This window comes from Halosubterraneus shenae (assembly GCF_050510935.1).
In the GTDB taxonomy this organism is placed as follows: Archaea; Halobacteriota; Halobacteria; order Halobacteriales; family Haloferacaceae; genus JBDGPU01.
Map to the genome: position 1 here is coordinate 438,741 of NZ_JBNLVO010000002.1, position 15,462 is coordinate 454,202.

The 15,462-nt window shown below is 69.1% G+C and carries 15 protein-coding genes; 1 reads left to right on the forward strand and 14 read right to left on the reverse strand.

Going from position 1 to position 15,462, the window contains the following annotated elements:
• Positions 1 to 139: 139 nt before the first annotated feature.
• Positions 140 to 2,002, forward strand: coding sequence for a sensor histidine kinase (locus ACQE3M_RS05390; RefSeq protein WP_430504442.1), 1,863 nt, complete (start codon positions 140 to 142; stop codon positions 2,000 to 2,002).
• On the opposite strand, the gene ACQE3M_RS05395 is transcribed toward ACQE3M_RS05390, so the two are convergent.
• The 14 genes from ACQE3M_RS05395 to mfnA all read right to left on the reverse strand — a co-directional run bounded on the left by ACQE3M_RS05395 (position 1,946) and on the right by mfnA (position 15,451).
• Positions 1,946 to 2,485, reverse strand: a complete 540-nt coding sequence (locus ACQE3M_RS05395; protein ID WP_430504443.1) for a hypothetical protein — start codon at positions 2,483 to 2,485, stop codon at positions 1,946 to 1,948. The genes ACQE3M_RS05390 and ACQE3M_RS05395 overlap by 57 nt on opposite strands.
• Before the next feature lie 2 nt (positions 2,486 to 2,487).
• Positions 2,488 to 3,087, reverse strand: a complete 600-nt coding sequence (locus ACQE3M_RS05400; RefSeq protein ID WP_430504444.1) for a response regulator — start codon at positions 3,085 to 3,087, stop codon at positions 2,488 to 2,490.
• Positions 3,080 to 4,792 (reverse strand): sensor histidine kinase, encoded by a 1,713-nt coding sequence (locus tag ACQE3M_RS05405; RefSeq protein ID WP_430504445.1) that lies wholly within the window; start codon positions 4,790 to 4,792, stop codon positions 3,080 to 3,082. The genes ACQE3M_RS05400 and ACQE3M_RS05405 overlap by 8 nt, the downstream gene beginning before the upstream one ends.
• Positions 4,793 to 4,814: 22 nt before the next feature.
• Positions 4,815 to 8,054, reverse strand: a complete 3,240-nt coding sequence (locus ACQE3M_RS05410) for a PGF-pre-PGF domain-containing protein (protein ID WP_430504446.1) — start codon at positions 8,052 to 8,054, stop codon at positions 4,815 to 4,817.
• A 213-nt stretch (positions 8,055 to 8,267) separates the two neighbouring features.
• Positions 8,268 to 8,825: a DUF6149 family protein gene (locus tag ACQE3M_RS05415; protein WP_430504447.1), complete on the reverse strand. Its 558-nt coding sequence runs from the start codon at positions 8,823 to 8,825 to the stop codon at positions 8,268 to 8,270.
• A gap of 813 nt (positions 8,826 to 9,638) precedes the next feature.
• The gene (locus ACQE3M_RS05420; RefSeq protein ID WP_430504448.1) at positions 9,639 to 9,965 is read right to left on the reverse strand and encodes a hypothetical protein; all 327 of its coding nucleotides are present in this window, start codon (positions 9,963 to 9,965) and stop codon (positions 9,639 to 9,641) included.
• A 76-nt stretch (positions 9,966 to 10,041) separates the two neighbouring features.
• Positions 10,042 to 10,473: a Zn-ribbon domain-containing OB-fold protein gene (locus ACQE3M_RS05425; protein ID WP_430504449.1), complete on the reverse strand. Its 432-nt coding sequence runs from the start codon at positions 10,471 to 10,473 to the stop codon at positions 10,042 to 10,044.
• Positions 10,470 to 11,636 carry a thiolase domain-containing protein gene (locus ACQE3M_RS05430; protein ID WP_430504450.1) on the reverse strand — a complete coding sequence of 389 codons (1,167 nt, stop codon included), beginning with the start codon at positions 11,634 to 11,636 and terminating at the stop codon, positions 10,470 to 10,472. The genes ACQE3M_RS05425 and ACQE3M_RS05430 overlap by 4 nt, the downstream gene beginning before the upstream one ends.
• Before the next feature lie 126 nt (positions 11,637 to 11,762).
• A complete protein-coding gene (locus tag ACQE3M_RS05435; RefSeq protein ID WP_430504451.1) occupies positions 11,763 to 12,515 on the reverse strand; it encodes a proteasome assembly chaperone family protein in 753 nt (250 codons plus the stop codon).
• A gap of 133 nt (positions 12,516 to 12,648) precedes the next feature.
• Positions 12,649 to 12,831 (reverse strand): RNA-protein complex protein Nop10, encoded by a 183-nt coding sequence (locus ACQE3M_RS05440; protein WP_430504452.1) that lies wholly within the window; start codon positions 12,829 to 12,831, stop codon positions 12,649 to 12,651.
• Between the two features lie 9 nt (positions 12,832 to 12,840).
• The gene (locus tag ACQE3M_RS05445; RefSeq protein ID WP_430504453.1) at positions 12,841 to 13,641 is read right to left on the reverse strand and encodes a translation initiation factor IF-2 subunit alpha; all 801 of its coding nucleotides are present in this window, start codon (positions 13,639 to 13,641) and stop codon (positions 12,841 to 12,843) included.
• 17 nt (positions 13,642 to 13,658) lie between these two features.
• The gene (locus ACQE3M_RS05450; RefSeq protein ID WP_430504454.1) at positions 13,659 to 13,832 is read right to left on the reverse strand and encodes a 30S ribosomal protein S27e; all 174 of its coding nucleotides are present in this window, start codon (positions 13,830 to 13,832) and stop codon (positions 13,659 to 13,661) included.
• 2 nt (positions 13,833 to 13,834) lie between these two features.
• On the reverse strand, positions 13,835 to 14,116 hold the full coding sequence (locus tag ACQE3M_RS05455; RefSeq protein WP_430504455.1) for a 50S ribosomal protein L44e: 282 nt from the start codon (positions 14,114 to 14,116) through the stop codon (positions 13,835 to 13,837).
• Positions 14,117 to 14,368: 252 nt separating this feature from the next.
• Positions 14,369 to 15,451: a tyrosine decarboxylase MfnA gene (gene mfnA, locus ACQE3M_RS05460; RefSeq protein WP_430504456.1), complete on the reverse strand. Its 1,083-nt coding sequence runs from the start codon at positions 15,449 to 15,451 to the stop codon at positions 14,369 to 14,371.
• Positions 15,452 to 15,462: the final 11 nt, after the last annotated feature.

A 15,462-nucleotide genomic window follows, 5' to 3' on the forward strand; every position in this document is an offset into this window, starting at 1 on the left:
CTCGCTGGTGACGAGCCAGGAGAGCATGAGTTCGATCCGGCAGGCATGGTGCTGAAGCTCCCGGCGAACTCGACGCCGGCCCCCAATTTTATTGAAGCGCACGGATACTATCCGCTGACTCGATGGTCCGGGCATATCGATGAAGATCCGCCACCGCCTCGTCATTGCGCTCTGTCTCGTCGGACTCGTCCTGGGCGCGACGACGTTCGCCGGGTTCGAGCTGTTCGAGGACCGGACGGTGTCCCAGATGGAGGCGAACGTCGAGGAGACCGCGGGGCTCAGCGCCGACGTCGTCGCCGGACGGATCCGCGAGCAGAAGGAGCGGGTAGCGTACCTCGCCGCGCGGCCGCCGGCCCGCGGCGACGAGGTGCGGTCGTACTTGCGATCGTTCGTCAGAAACTCCGAGTTCACGAGCGCCCACGTCGTCGCCGCGAACGGGACGGTCACGACGGCGTACGCGGAGTCGGGCGTGCCGGGAACGCCGGCCGTTGGCGCGAACCACGCGAACCGGACGTACGTGCAGCGGTCGCTCGCCGGCGGGACGTACATGTCGCCGGTCACGTGCCTCGACGGCGGGAGCTGTCGCGTCCGCATCAGCGCGCCCGTCTTCGCCGCCGGCGACGACCCCGGCGAGGTCACGTCGGTCCTCGCGGCGACCATCCCTGTCGGGTCCGGCGCGTTCTTCAGCCCGACCGCCTTGACGCGGGAGACGACGGCCGTCTACGTGGTTGCTCCGACGGACGGCGGCGCCGACTCGTTCACGTTCGGCGAGTCGCGGGGCTCGTTCGACTCGTCGGTCACGGGGTCGGCCCCCGTCGCGTCGACCGGCTGGGTGGTGCGGGTCGAGCGGAACCGGGCCGCGCTCGACCGAACGCTCAGGCGGGCGTTCTACGCGCAGGTGCTGAGTCTCCTGATCGTCCTCCTCTCGATAGCGACGTTCGGCGCGTGGGAGTACCGGACGAACCTCGGGCAGATCGAGCGGCTGCTCGACGGGTTCTCGGCGCTGCGACGCGGGGACTACGACCACTCGCTCGACCTCTCGGCGGCCGAGGAGTGGCGCGAGATCGACCGCCAGTTTGACCGGCTGGCGACGACGCTGGCCGAGCGGGAGGCGGCCGTCGAGGAGCAGAAGCGACGGCGTGGGATGCTCCATCGCCTGCTCCGGCACAACCTCCGAAACGACATCAACGTCATTCTCGGGCAGGCCGAACTCGTTCCGGAGCACTCCGGCGACGAGGACGTCCGCCGGATCGCCCGGAGCATCCGTGACACGAGCCGGGGTCTCATCGAGCAGGCGGACAAGGCCCGCAAGCTCGAGCAGCTGATGGCGGAGGCGGCCGAAGCCGAGGTCGTCGACCTGGTCGACATCGTCGAGGAGAAGACGAGCGCCGTCACCGACAGCTACGACAACGTGCAGGTGTCCACGGAGCTCCCGGACGAGGCGAAGGTGCTCGCATCGCCGCTGCTTCCGTACGCAGTGGAGGAGCTGCTGGAGAACGCCGTCGAACACAATCAGAGCGATCCGGTCGTCATCGACGCCTCAGTCGAGCAGGTTGCCGCTCCGACGACCGGTTCGGATGCCGAGTCGACCGGGGAGTCACCCGCGGATCCGCCCGCTCGGTCGACCGGGGAGTCGGCAACCGACTCGGCGACCGAACCGGCTGTCGATTCGGCCACCGACGGTCCCGTCGCCGGCGACGTGGACCCGAGTCACGTGGACGATGAGGAGATCGTCCGCTTCCGGCTGAGCGACAACGGGCCCGGCATCCCCGCCCAGGACCGTCGCGTGCTCACGGGCGCGGAGGAGACGTCGCTGGAACACGGGAGCGGAATCGGGCTGCGCTTCGTTTACTGGACGGTCCAGCAGGTCAGCGGGTCCGTCGAGGTGTCGACCGGGAAGGACGGGACGACCATCGACCTGCTGATCCCGGCGTTATCCACCGAGTCAGCCGAGTCGGAAGAGGCCGGCGCCGACGACGAGCAGCAAGGTACCGCCGAGTAAGCTGACGAGGACCGGTCCGGGTACCTCCCGCTCGCTCGACGCGGTCGACTCCGTCGGCACGGTTACCGTGAACCGCTCGACCTCCACGTCGTTGACGTACACGGCGTAAGTCGTCTTCTCCGTGATCTCGGCGTCGAACGCCGCCTGCCGCGTTCCGTTCGGCGGCACGCGGAGGTCGCGCTCCACGACCAGCCCGTCGTCTTCCGCGACGAGTTCGATCGCGTACCGGCCCGTGGCCTCGCCGGTATTCACGATGCGTACGGCGACGCTCACTGTGCCATCGGCCGTCTCGGTGGTGACGCTGACGTTCGCCTGGGCGGACTCCGGCGAGTCCGCGGTACCGGCTCCGGCGCCAACTGCCGGCGACGCCCCCAGGCTGACCAGCAGGCAGCACAGGACGAGCGCGCCGAGCGCCCCGAGCGAGCGAGCGGTTGTCCCGGCGGAGCGAGTGCTCGATGCGAGCGGTCGGGTGGATCCGGACATGGTCACGAAGACGGTTGCTCGTTCGGGAGATCCTCCAGCACCAATTCGAACGTCGATCCCACTAGCGGCTCGACCCTCGTCGAGGCGGCAGCCCGACGGCGACGGAGATCGTCCAGCAGCTCCGTGTACGCCTCGTTCGTCCGCAGATCCCGCCGCGAGCCGCTGCGCTTCAGCGTCGCGAGCTGCTGGAGCAGCGCGTACTGGTTTCGGACCGCCTCGTCGTGCTCGCGGATCGTCGTGAGCTCCTCGACCATCCGGCGCAGTCGCTCGCCGCTGAGCGGTTTCACGAGGTACGCCTCGAAGGCGGTGCTGACCACGTCGAGGTCCGGATCGATCGCTGACACCATCGCGATGGCGCAGTCGTGGCCGCGTTCCCGGACCGTCCTGACGAACTCGTCGCCGGAGAGCCCCGGCATGCGGCGGTCGACGAGCAGCACGTCGACGGCGTCGTCAAGTCGCTCCAGCGCCGCCTTCCCGGTCGCCTCGACGCGTACGTCGTAGCTGTCCGGAAGGTGCATCCGGTACAGCTCGGCGATCTTCGACTCGTCCTCGACGATCTGGACCGTCGGCGTGTCGACTGACGCCGGCGTCGCGTCACTCATCGATCTCACCTCCCGGGGTCTCCCCCGAGGTATCTCCCGAGGTATCCCCCATTCCGGGCGTTCGTGACAGCTCGACGCCGTGGAACTCGAACCTGGCACCGCCGTCGGCGCTTCCGGTGAGGGTCGTCTCCCAGCCGTGTCCCGACGCGATCCGGTCGACGATGGCGAGTCCGTAGCCGGTGCCGTTACTGTGCGTCGAGTAGCCGTGCTCGAACACGCGATCGCGCTCCTCGGGCGGGATGCCCGGGCCGTCGTCGGCGACGTAGAACCCGTCCGCGAGCCCACCCACGCGTACGGTCACGTCCGGACCGGCGTGATCGACGGCGTTGCCGAAGAGGTTCTCGAGGAGCGTCCGCAGGCGCTCGTCGTCGGCCCTGATCGGCGGGGCTGCGTCCTCGACCTCGAGCGCCGGGTCGCCGCCCGTTTGGTCGGTCCGGACGGTCGCCCAGGCGTCGTCGGCAACGTCGGCCAGCGGGACGGACCGCGTCTCGCCGACGACGTCGCCGTTCCGGGTCAGCGTCAGTAGCTCGTCGATGAGGTTCCGCATTCGCTCGTGCGCGTCCTTGAGGTCGGTGAGGTGCTCGGACGCGTCGGGCTCGCTTTCGGCCAGCTCGACGCAGGCCTGCGCGACGTTGAGCGGGTTCCGGAGGTCGTGCGCGACCACGTCAGTGAACTCCTGGAGCTCGGCGTTGCGCTGTTCGAGTCGCTCGACGCGCTCCCGGAGCTCGGCGTTGCGCTGGGCCAGTGGTCGGGCGTTTTGGTCGGCTTCGTCGTCGGCGGCGTCGCTGTCGCGGGTGTACTCGTCGGCGGCCTCGTCGTTGCGGATGCACTCGTCGTGGATGGATCCGTCGTCCCGCGAGTCGGTGTCACCGCGAGGCGGTCGGTCCCGGCGGGACGTTTCGGACTCGGGAGCGACGGGCTTCGTCGGGTTCCCGACCGGGGCGTCGCGTGCGCCCGCGCCCGTCTCGGGTCCTGCCAGCCGCGAGCGCGCGGCGCTCCCGTAGCTGGCGAGCTTGCGGGCGAAGGACGCGGCCTGGTCGACCGCCGGGCCGCGCTGCACGACCAGCCGAAGTAGCGCGCGGTCGTCGAGCGGCACGGACAGCGCCGTCTCCTCGTCTCCGTCCCGACGCGTCAGCGAGTCGCTCTCGAGCGCTCGTCGCGCCGAGGCCGTTGCCGGCGGCTTCAGACCGTGCGGATCGCTCCCGAGGGCTGCGACGGGTCGAAGGGTCTCCGCGGTTTCGTCGGTCTCGTAGACCGCGACATCGTCGACGCCGGACACGCTCCCGGCGGTCCGGACGAGCGCCCCGGCCGCTTCGTCCCACGTCGTCGCCCGGACCAGTGAGCGGGCCGCGGCCCGCAGTGCGGCGTCGTACCGTTCCCGGCGGGCGACGAACGCGTCCTCGACGGTGACGGCGACGCGGGGCGCGCTCGCCAGCGGGGCCCAGGCGAGCCGGGCGGTGAACTCCGCGCCGGACGCGTGCAGACAGCGGGCCCGGGTCGCCCCGGTTGGCGGGCTCTCACCGGCGACCGGGACGGTGGTCCCGTCCGCGACGACGGTCTCGACCGGCGAATCGACTAACTCTGCCGGGGCGTATCCGAACACCTGTTCGACTGGCTCCGTCGCCGAGGCGACGACCGCGTCGTCGTCGACGACCATCATCGCGGGCGGTTGCCGAGACGTCGATTTCGTCTGTCTTCGTGTCATGAGTATGAATAAATAACTTGGGTCAGTTGTGGCGCCTCCTGGCGAGGAGCGCGCCGAGCGCGACAGTAAGCGCGACCAGCGTCGACGACGCGCCGAAGCCCGGGACGGTGTCCGACCCGGACGTCGTCGGCGTGGCCGTCGACGAGGTCGACTCGTCGGCCGCTCCGACCTGGACGCTGAACGACCTGTCGCCGACGGTGACGTCGTAGGTTCCCGGGCGGCTGAACGCGTGTTCGAAGGTCACCGCTGCGGACTCGTCCGGCGCGAGCGAGACGGTCCTCGTATCGACGACGACGCCGTTGGCCGTCAGCGAGACGGTCCGGCTGCCGGACGCGTTGCCGGCGTTGCGTACGATAGCGTGCACCGTCGAGCGCTCGCCCGCAACCACGTCCGGGTCGGACAGCGACAGCTCCGCGACGCCGATGGCGGGTCGCTGCCGGGGGTTCGGCGGCTCCGTCCGAACGACGTACGTCGAGAGCGACTCCGCGGTGGCCCGGAACCGATAGCGCTCGCCCGTCTCACCGACCAGTTCGGTGTCCGCGCGCGTCCACCCCCCGTTCTCGCGGTGGTACAGCGAGACGTTCTCGGGGCCGTACGTCGTCCCCGCCAGCCGGGACTTCGCGACGGTGAACGTCACGGTCGCGTTCGCGACCGCCACGTCGTTGTGGTCCACGGGGAGCTGCGCGAGCCGGCGACCGCGCGCGTCGACGCGCTCGTACGTCTCCCCGCCGGTACCGACGACGATCTGGCTGGCGTCGTTCGCCGGCTGGATCCGCACTCGCTGGAGCGTGACGCCGTTGCGCTGGAGCTCGCTCAGGTCGACGACGACCGTCTCGTCGTCGGGGTACTGGACGATCGTCCGGTTCCCGCCGTCGGTCTGGAACCGCGAGGTCCGGGCGTCCTCGGAGCCGATCAGCAGCGGCGTCGTCGCGGCCGACCGGTCGTTCAGCCTGACCGTCGCCTCGTGCGTGCCCAGGTCGGGGTTCCGGACCTCGCTCAGGGCGACGACGAGCGTCTCGCCCGCTGCGAGTTGCCGGTCCTCGCGCAGGGTGATCCGCACCGCCCCGTCGAGCGTCGACACCGAACCGACGTACGCCCGGAGCCGCCGGTCGATCTCCCCGTCCCCGTCGGCGTCGACGCCGAACCGAACCAGCGCCGACTCGTCGACGTCGCCGAGACCGACGGCGTTCGGATAGCCGACGGTCACCCGGTCGAGCGTGAGGTCCTCGGCCGCGGTGATGCGCGCCGTGTGCGTCGCGTTCGCCCCCGCAGCCGGCGGGTCGGCGACGAGAAGCGCGTTCTCGACGGCGTCGTCTCGGGTCGGGTCCGGCGGCACCGTCGAGAGCGTCGTCGTCACCGCGGAGTCCGTCGCCGTCGGATTGATCTCGACTGCGACCTCGTGGTCACCGGCGTCGGGATTGTGTACGTTGGCGACGGTGACGACCACCGTCTCGGCTTCCGTAAGCGTGTAGCTCCCGTCGAACGAGAGGTGGATCCGTCCGTCGGTCGTGATGCGAACGGCCGTGAGTGCGTCCGTCAGCGAGGTCTCGACCCTGCCGTCGCCGTCGGTGTCGACGCCGACGCGAACGTCGCCGAGCCCGACGTCGGTCAACTCGGTCGTGCCTCGCTCGACCGGGTAGTCGACGGTGAACGCGTCGAGGCTCGCGCCGGCGTCGACGCTCCCGACGACGGCCTCGATCCGGTGCGTGGCCGTCGCGTTCGCGGTCGCCGGCTCCGGCTCGACGTCGGCACTGGGGTCGACCGTGGTCGGTCCGTCGCCGGAGCCGTCGGTCGTCCCGTCGGAGTCGTCGGACGTATTCTCGACCGTGAGCCCCGTCGTGTAGGCGTCGCCCGTGCTCTGGGGGTTGATGACGACGTCGACGTCGAAGGTCCCCTCCGCGTCCGGGTTCGCGGCGTCCGCGTACTCGACGACGATGCGGTCACCCTTCGCGAGCGAGTAGCTGCCACCGAAGCCGAACGTGACCGTGTGACCGTCGTTCGACACGCTCACCTCGCTCAGGTCGTCGGAGACGTTCGTCTCGATCTCACCATCGCCGTCGGTGTCGAGGCCGACCCGCTTCACGTCGTCCTGGCCGACGTTGCTCACGTCGGTCGGCTGTGACCCGGCCGTATAGTCGACGGTGAACCCGTTGAGCGAGTCGCCGTCGGAGTTCGACCCGACCGTGCCGGTCGCGGTGTGGGTTGCTGTCGTGTTCGGGTCCGTCGGCGACGCCGTGACGGAGGCGTTCGCCGTCTCCGACTGGGCGGTGATCGAGAGCGTCGCGGTCGGCGGCGCGGTGCGGCTGCTGTCGAGCCGGACTTCGACGGTGTAGTCGCCGGCCTCCGCCGGGTTCGTCACGTTGCCGAACGCGACGTGGACGGTGTCGTTCGTGGCGAGCGTCTCCGAGCCGTCGAACTCGATGGTGACCGTTTCCCCGCCGTCGTCGACCGTGACGCCCGTCAGCTTCGGTAGCAGGTCGACCTCCAGGATCCCGTCACTGTCGGTGTCGAGCCCGGCCTGCGTCACGTCGTCGGCGGTCACGTTCGAGACGTCCGCCGGGGTCGACGCGGTCGAGTAGTTCACCTCGAGGGTCGTGAGGTCGGTTCCGTTGTTCGCGCTGCCGACCGTGCGGTCGACGCTGTGGTTCGCCGTCGACCCGTCCGTGTTCGGATCCGCGCTGATCGCGGCCGAGCCGTCGGTGCCGTCGATGGTGAGCCCCGACGTGTACGTGTGGACGGGATTGCTCTGGTAGTTGAGCGTCGCGTTGACGTCGAAGGTCCCCTCCGCGTTGGGGTTGACGGCATCCTCGAAGACGACGATGAAGCGGTCCCCTTCGTGGAGGTTGTAGCTGCCACCGAAGCCGAACGAGAGCGTGTGGCCGTTGTTCGAGACGCTGACCGAGCCGAGATCGTCGGAGACGTCCGTGTCGATCTGGCCGTCGCCGTCGGTGTCGAGCCCGACTTTGACAACGTCGTTCTGCCCGACGTTGCTGACGTCCGCCGGGTGCGTCCCGGCGGTGTAGTCGAGCCGGAACTTGTTCAGCGAGTCCCCGGCCGACTCGGACTGGACGACCGCCGTGGCGCGGTGGGTCGCCGTCGCGCCGGGGTCGTTTGGCGACGCGGTGATGGTCGCGTTCGACTCCGCGGCCGCAACCGGTGCCGAGGTGGCTGCAAGCGCGACGAGAAGGAGGCTGCACGCGAGCGTCGCCGCCGCTAACAACCGGTGATATTCCCGCTTACTGCCCGGTGTCTTGGCTTGCATCGATGTTGTTACCCGTCCCTGTCGGCGTGCAGTTCGATCAGTGGGCTGCCCGGTTGTGCGCCGCGGCTGCGTGCCCGATTTAGCTCACAGTAGAATTGGGGATAAAAATGATCCCCAAGTAGTTTAGGCTCCCTCGGCTTTCCCGGTCCCCTCCGCCGATACTGGGCAGTGATTGCCGCCTGGAGTAACTGCACGGTCTGTTGGGTTCTCGCGTTACTCCCCGCGCAGCGGCTCGGCGACGTCGTCGCGTTCGAACCGGACGTCCACCTCCTCCGTGAGGACGTACACGTCGTCCGTGAGGCCCGGGTCCGCGAACGGGTAGTCGCCGTTCATTCGCTCCGGCGTCGAGGGCGCGTCCGGGAAGCCGCCGGGCGGGGTGAACTCGCCGAACGGTCGGTCCGGCGAGCAGCCGTAGCGGTCGAAGAACTCCTCGTAGCGCTCGTGGTAGGCCTCGCGCTCGTCCGGCGGGAACTCGATCAGCTCGCCCCAGCCGAGGTTCTGGAACTCGAAGGAGCCCTGGATGTGGGTGATCTCCCGCGCTTTCGCCTCCGGGTACCCCTCCGCGAGCGCCCGGAGATAGACGTCGATGCTGGCGTCGAAGATCGCGTCGAATCGCTCGCGGCGCCGCTCCGCGTCCGTCTCCGAGTGCTCGACGAAGAAGTCCGTGTGGACGTCGACGATCCACTCGCGGACCTGTCTCGTGACGAGCGGGATATCCCGTTCGAGGAGTATCTGCGCGACGTAGTTCTTCCAGGTCTGAAAAAGTCGCATGGTCGTGGGATCGGCGGCTGGCCTTGAAGGATCGATGGCCGATTTTGTTACAGTGAGTCTGCGATCCCGGCTGCTCATACTGTGTTGATTCGTCCAGGTGATGCGGTCTTGCTCCTGCCGGTAACGCGGACACCTGAAGCCCCCGGCCGCTCTTTATAAGCTGATTTGAACAGATGATGCGGACTTGCTCTCGACAGCACCGCAGACACCCAGAAAGCCCTCGGCCGCTCGCGGTCGCTGCGCGACATATCTGGACCTCTCAGCACTGCCCGGTCCAGATAGGGGTCGGCTCAGCGACTCCCCTCCGGCGCGACCGGCCGTCGCCCTTTCAGTCCGCCAGGACCGCGACAGCGACAGCGACAGCAACGGCACCGCGACCGCGCAGCTACCGCAAGCCTCGAACCTCCCCAGCCTCGGCCGGGGCGCGCCGGTACAGCACCACACCGCGCGGCGCGCCACCGGCCTCCCTCGCACGCGTTGCGCGCGCGCCACCCACGCTGCCGCCGCGACCGCCGAAGAACCGCCGCGAGCGACGCCCGGCCACCACTCCCGGGCGGGACTGAAAGGGGCAGCCGCTGAGCGGGAAGCACCGCGACGTAAGCACCGCAACGGCGAACGAGCGAAGCGAGTGAGCCGTGAGGAGCGCAGCGAGCAGCGCGACCGCTCAGCGGCTGGGGCTTTCTACGTGTACCGAGTGGTATCGGCAGCGACGATAACCGTACTGATTTATAAGTGCGACCGGTCAGCGGCTGAGCCTTACCAAGCATGCCCAGTGGTGTCGCTCGCGGCGACTGCCCCGCCCGAAAAGGTCACTCACAGCAATCCCACGTATAACAGCACGTTGTACGAGGCGGCGACTAACGACAGTACGCCCGCGCCGGCGAGGAGATAGGTCGCGAGAAGCGCCCGTTTCCGGCGGACGGTCACGACGAGGGCGCCGAAGAGGGGGAGCGCGAGCGTCTTCGTCAGGACGGTCCCCCAGAGTAGGCCGAACCGGGAGATGAGCGGGCCGCCGACGGGTGACCTCTCGACGAAGTTCCCGGAGGAGATGGCGACGTACGTCGTCAACACGTCGGCGGCCCCACCGACGACGAACAGGCCGACCGCGAGCCACGTGTGCCGGGGGATCCCAGCGTTCATAGTCGCGAGAAACGCGTCCACGCTCTAAGTTCTATCGCGTCCAGAAGGTGGTTCAGTAGTGTGCAGTGGTGGTCCCTCAAACCGGCCGGAAGACGACGATGCGCGCGTCGTCCGTCTCGCGCCGCTCGACGGTCGGCTCGACCTCCATCCCGAGCCCGATGGCGTCGTCCTCGGGCTCGACGCCGCGGAGGACGCCCGTGAGCTGCACTGGACCGAAGTCGGCGACGGCGGTGACGTACGGCGCGTCGTCGACGAACTCCGGCGGCGCGACGTGGACGACGGTGAACGTCTCGACGGCGCCCACGTCCGGAAGCGGTTGCTCCTCGAGGTCGGTCGAACCCGTGTGCGGGTCGACGCGGCGCGGCGGGAGCGAGCCGTCGCCCTCGGGTCCTTCGAGGTAGAAGCCCTCGCCCGCCGCGAGCGCGTCGAGCCACTCGTCGAAGCCCGTGTTGGCGATGCGGTGCTCGCGGTCGCCGGTCTCGCCACCGCGGTCGCCCTCGTCGCTCATGCGTCCACCTCCAGCACGTGCACGACGGCGCTGGCAACCGTCCCGCCCGCGTTGTGCGCGACGCCGACTTCCGCGTCGGCGACGTGCTCGCTGTTCGGATGGTCGCCGCGGAGCAGCCGCGTCACCTCGGCGATCTGGGAGCCGCCGGTCGCGCCGACCGGGTGCCCCTTGGCCTTGAGCCCGCCGGAGAGGTTGATCGGGAGGTCGCCGTCCTTCGTCGTCACACCCTCGCGGGCGGCCTCGATCCCCTCGCCGGGCTCGAAGAAGCCGAGCGACTCCGTCGCGAGCACCTCCGCGATGGTGAAGCAGTCGTGGACCTCGGCGACGTCGACGTCGTCCGGGCCGACGCCGGCGTCGTCGTAGGCCATCTCCGCGGCCTGGTCCGCGGCGGGCGTGCGGGCCATGTGGTCGCGGTCCTGCAGCGCGATGTTGTCCGTTCCCTGGCCGGTGCCCGTAATGGCAACCGGCGCGTCGACGTCGTGCTCGGCGGCGTACGCCTCGGAAACGAGGACGACCGCGCTCGCGCCGTCCGTGATGGGGCAGGCGTCGAACAGGTGCAGCGGGGAGGCGACGGGCGGCGCGTCGAGCGCCTCCTCGACGCTGACCTCGCGCTGGTACTGGGCGTACTCGTTCGGGAGCGCGTGCTCGTGGTTCTTCGAGGCGACGTGGGCCAGGTCCGTGCGGGTGCCGCCGAACTCGTCGAAGTACGCGCGGGCCATCAGCGCGTACGCGCCGGGGAAGGTCATCCCCGACCGGACCTCGAACAGCTCGTCGGCGGCCGTCGAGAGCCCGGCCGTGACGTCCTCGGTCGGCAGGTGGCTCATGCGCTCCATCCCGCCGGCGACGACGACGTCGGCCTCGCCGCTCCGGACGGTCTTGACGGCCTCGCGGACGGCGACGCCCGCGGAGGCGCAGGCCTCCTCGTACCGCGTCGCGGGACAGGTCAGGCCGGCGGCCTCCGCCAGCAGCGGGGCCTGATGGCCCTGGTTCTCCGTGATCGAGCCCATGAAGTTGCCGACGTTGAGCGCGTCGACGTCCTCGCGCGGCACGCCGGCGTCCTCGAACGCGCGGAGTGCGGCCTGGCCAAACAGGTCCCGGCCGGTCCGCTCCGGGTGACTGCCGAAGTGGGTGAGGCCGACTCCGGCGACGCGTGCATCGGTCATACATCATCGTTGATTGTCGACCACTTAATGTCTGCCGGAACCCACAGTAGTCGCTCACGTCCGGCGAACACGGAAATCCGTACGGCAGAAGACGACCGACAAGTTCGACGAACGTGGAACCGACCGTCAGCCGATGTAGCGCAGCTCGTCCTCGCTGACGGACGGCCCCTCCTGCATCTCCTGGATCTTGCCGGCGACCTCCTCCATCTCCTCGGCGCGCTCCTCGAGCGTGCCGAAGTCGACCTCGAAGTCGAGCAGATCCTCGAGCACTTCGAGGACCGCGCGGGCGCTCTTCGGGTCGACGAGGTAGCCGCTGGTCTCGCCCATCAGACAGGCGGCGTCGAATCCGCGCCGGTCGCCGAGCCCGAGCACGAGCCCGGAGACGCCGACGATGCCCCCGGCAGGTTCGTCAGCGCGGAACTCGACGCCGACGTCCTCGAGGTCTGCCTTCATGTCTGCGTCGTTGATAGCGCCGAGGACCGTATACTCCTCGACGAGCTCGCCCGTCGGGACGCCGCCCAGCGCGAACGCGCGGTCCGCGCCGAACGCCTCGGCGACGTCGAGGAACGCCGAGGTGAGCTTGTAGTGGCCGTCGTTGCTGGCGGCCTGATGGTCGCCGGTCAGCACCAGCAGGTCCTCGCCCTCGGTTTCGACGGCGTGGAACTCCGCGCAGGTGAGCTCGGCGACGCCCTCGTCGTCGACGGTCACCTGCGGCGGGAACTCCGTGGTGTACAGGCGACGAACGAGCGTGCTGTCGCCCTCCTCGACGAGGTGTTCGGCCGCGAGCTTCCCGACGTGGCCGACGCCCGGCAACCCCTCGATGAGCACCGGGTCGTCGAGCTCCGGCGTTGCGACTTCGTCGATCTCGATCTCCTTCATACCGCCTACTTCCCCTGCGCGACGTTAAAAGACAGTGGTCCGATCCGGTTCGACCAGAACGACGACGCACTCGGCGAGAGAAGCGGAACTCCGAGCAGAACGGCCCGCCTTACTCCGAGCAGAACGGCCCGCCTTACTCCGAGGCGTTCCGGCGTGCGCGACGCCGGAACTCGCCGTTCGGATCCTCCGGACTGAACGGCGCCGGGGCGCTGTTCGCGGTCGTGGCGCCGCACTCCGGACACACGTTCGCGAGCGTGTACACCGGCTGCTCGTGAGCGTGCTCCCAGTCGGCACAAACGCGAATGTCGGACTTCACGGGCGAGCGCTACTCCTCTTCTTCGTGGCGCTCGCGGTGATACTGCCCGGCACCGCCGGCCGCCTCGATGGAGTCGGCCGCGCGCTCGGCGGCCTGCTCGAGGTGTCGCTCGGCCGTCTTGTAGTCCGGGGCGCGTACCTTGATCCGGTACTCCGGGGAGCCGACGTAGCCGACCTCGAGATCGACTTCCTCGGGCACTTCACCGTTGCCCTCGGCGGCCTGGAGGGCCGCCTTGATGTCGTCGACGCCGTCGCCGGTCGGGCATTCGAGGTCGACGTAGCCCGTGACGTTGACGTAGGGGACCGAGACGTTGTCCCGGGCCGTCTCGACGATGGCGTCGATGGCCTCCTCGTCGAGGTCGACGTCCTCGAGCGCCTCGTCGCCGTGAATCGCGGCCGATTCGAAGGCGTCGTAGAGCGACTCGAACTCGGCGAGGAGCGCGTTCGCGACCTCCGAGTAGCGCTCGTCGGCGACGTCCTCGCCGAACGCGATCTGCATCCAGTTGTCGGCCTTCTGTGAGTTCTTCCACTCCTGGATCTTCTCTTTCCGCTGGTGCTCGTTGACGTCCTTGATCGAGAGGTCCACCTGCTGGGACTCCTTGTCGACGTCGAGCACCTTCGCGACGACCGTCTGTCCCTCGCGGACGTGGTCGCGAACGTTCTTGATCCAGCCGGACGCGACCTCGCTGATGTGGGCGAGGCCCCGTTTGTCCTCGTACTCGTCGAGGTCCACGAACACGCCGAAGTCGGTGATCTCGTCGACGTCGCCGACGACGAGTTCACCCTGTTCGGGCCAGCCGCTGTACTTCATAGTGAGAGGGGAGGCGATTACCGTGCCTCGACGGTTTCGACGATTTCGCCCTCGATCTCGGCCTCACCGCCCGTGGGGGTCGCGAGCGTGGTGCCGCAGACCGCACACGAGACCGGCGTGGAGGCTTTCTCGAAGACGACCTGTTCGTTGTCGCAGTCGCCGCAGGCGACGCGGAAGAAGTTCCCTGCCATCGTTACTCCTGGAAGGTGAGGCGGCCTGCGCGCCATCCTTCGCGCATGTGGGCCTTGCCGCAGTCGGCACAGCGGTACTTCAGGTGGGTCTTCTTCGTCGGCTTGTCGCCACCCGGCACCTTCGAGTATCCACCGGCGTTGCCGATGGTCGCCTGTGCACGGCGCTGCTGGCGAGCGTCTCGTTTCAGACCGGTCGCACGACCCGATCGAACCTTCTCCACTTCGTGCTCCTGGTGGGAGTCACAGTGCGGACAGTACGTGTTGAAGCGGCGTGGCATCTCCATAGATATCTACCTTGCTGGCGACTTGGACACGATGTCTTAAAACCTGTTTGGTCTGTCCCGACCGGATCCGGACACGTGAGCCGGTCACACGGGCGAACCCTTTTCAGCGATGCCGGGACCAACCCGGCGCACCACCGCCACCCTTTGCCCTCGACCGGCCAAGACGGGAGCGCGGCGCACCGTCGGGGGAACCGTCGCCTGCTCACCAGGTGACTGCAGCTCGCGCCGCCTGTTCGCCAGTTCGCTGCCGCCTCACGCGTCCTCGCTGCCGCCGACGCGATCGAGGTCGCGAACGAACGCCTGGAGCATCTCCCGCGTCACGTGGGGCATGCAAACAACCCGGAGCTCGTCGCTCGCGGTTCGGGAGATCTTCCAGCCCGTCTCCCGGAGTGCGGTGAACGTCTCCTCGGGAAGCTGTGCCGCGACCAGCGGTAGATCCGGGTCGACCACCGCGTAGCCGCGGTCCGACAGCGCCGCTGCCAGCCACTCGGCGTTCGCCATGGCCCGGTCCGCGGCCTTGCGATAGCCCTCCGGCCACAGCGCCTCCATCGCGGCGACCGCGCCGGCGACGCCAGCCCCGCTCCGCGTGCCGGTGAGCGTCGCCTGCGACCGCGTCTCCAGGTAGGGCGTCTCGATAGCCAGCGCATCGAGCGTCGCCTGCTCGCGCGCTAAGAGCCCACCAGCAGGCGCCGGCGCCTGCCCGAACTTGTGTGGGTCGACCGTCAACGAGTCGATCGGCGCGTCGCCGAAGGACCACGCGTGGTCAGTGAAGGGCAGCAGAAACCCGCCCCAGGCAGCGTCGACGTGGCAGTACGCGTCGGCCTGGTGGGCGAGTTCGCAGAGCTCCGGGATCGGGTCGACGCGTCCGTATTCGGTCGTCCCGGCGACGCCGACGACGAGTGCCGTGTCCTCGTCGATAGCGGCAGCCGTCGCGTCGAGGTTAGCTCGAAAGTCGCCGTCGAGCGGGACCGTCCGCAGTTCGACGTCGAGCAGCTCCGCCGCCTTCGTGAACGAGAAGTGGCCGCTCTCGGGGACCACGACGTTCGGGTCCGACGACTCCGTCCGGTTTCGAGCAGCACGGACAGCCTGCACGTTCGCCTCCGTCCCGCCGGAGGTGACGTACCCCGCCGCGTCGCCCGGGTCGGGATGCTCGGCGACCGTCGCGAGCAGCTCGACCGCTCGCGATTCGAGCTCCGAGACCGTCTCGTACGTGGCTGGATCGCCGGGATTGGAGGCGAGAAAGCGTTCGGCTGCGTCCCGCGCCGCCGGATGCGGCTCGGTGCACATCGAGGAGAGCACGTGGTCGAACGACTGCGGGGTCGCCTGCTGCGGCATACCCCAACGTT